The sequence below is a fragment of the Phytoactinopolyspora endophytica genome, from assembly GCF_004138495.1.
Lineage (GTDB): Bacteria > Actinomycetota > Actinomycetes > Jiangellales > Jiangellaceae > Phytoactinopolyspora > Phytoactinopolyspora endophytica.
Genome location: NZ_ML142857.1, coordinates 10,903 through 11,561 on the forward strand (window position 1 = coordinate 10,903; position 659 = coordinate 11,561).

Annotated in this window: 1 protein-coding gene; it reads right to left on the reverse strand. The window is 69.0% G+C overall.

The genetic code is table 11. The features are described from left to right. Nucleotides 1-659: family 4 glycosyl hydrolase (locus tag ELR45_RS38280; RefSeq protein WP_476704131.1), on the reverse strand; the 659-nt coding region annotated here is incomplete at both ends.

Below are 659 nucleotides of genomic sequence, written 5' to 3' on the forward strand. Positions count from 1 at the left end.
TAGAACGCCTCCTGCTGACTGAGCAGGAACTCACCCCGCGTCGCGGGCGCCTCGCTGATCGAGGCGATCGCATCCTGCGTGAAGTAGTAGTAGTAGAGGTACTCGTTCGGGATCGCGCCGAGCGCGCGCAGCCACGGGCCGCCGAACAGCTGCCCCTCCTCGAAGGTGGCCAGCGCGTCGTCGTCGGCCAGCAGGTCCGGCAGTACATCCCGGCCGTCGACGAGAACGCGACGCAGCCAGCCCAGGTGGTTGAGGCCTGCGTAGTCGAACCAGGCGTGGTCGACGTCGACCCCAAGCGCGCGAGCGACCCGGCGGAACAACCCGACCGGTGAGTCGCAGATACCGATCACCCGGTCGCCGAGCACCCGGCTCATCGCCTCCGTGACCATCCCGGCCGGGTTGGTGAAGTTGATGACCCACGCCGACGGCGCATGCTCGTGCACCGCCTCGGCGATCTGCAGCGCCACCGGAACAGTCCGCAGCCCGTAGCAGATTCCTCCGGCACCCGTGGTCTCCTGGCCGAGCACCCCCTCGGCCAGCGCCGAGCGCTCATCGAGGGTGCGACCGCGCAGCCCACCCACCCTGATGGCAGAGAACACGAAGTCGGTCCCCTTCAACGCGGCCGCAAGGTCGTCCTCGACGACGAGGTCGGGCCCACG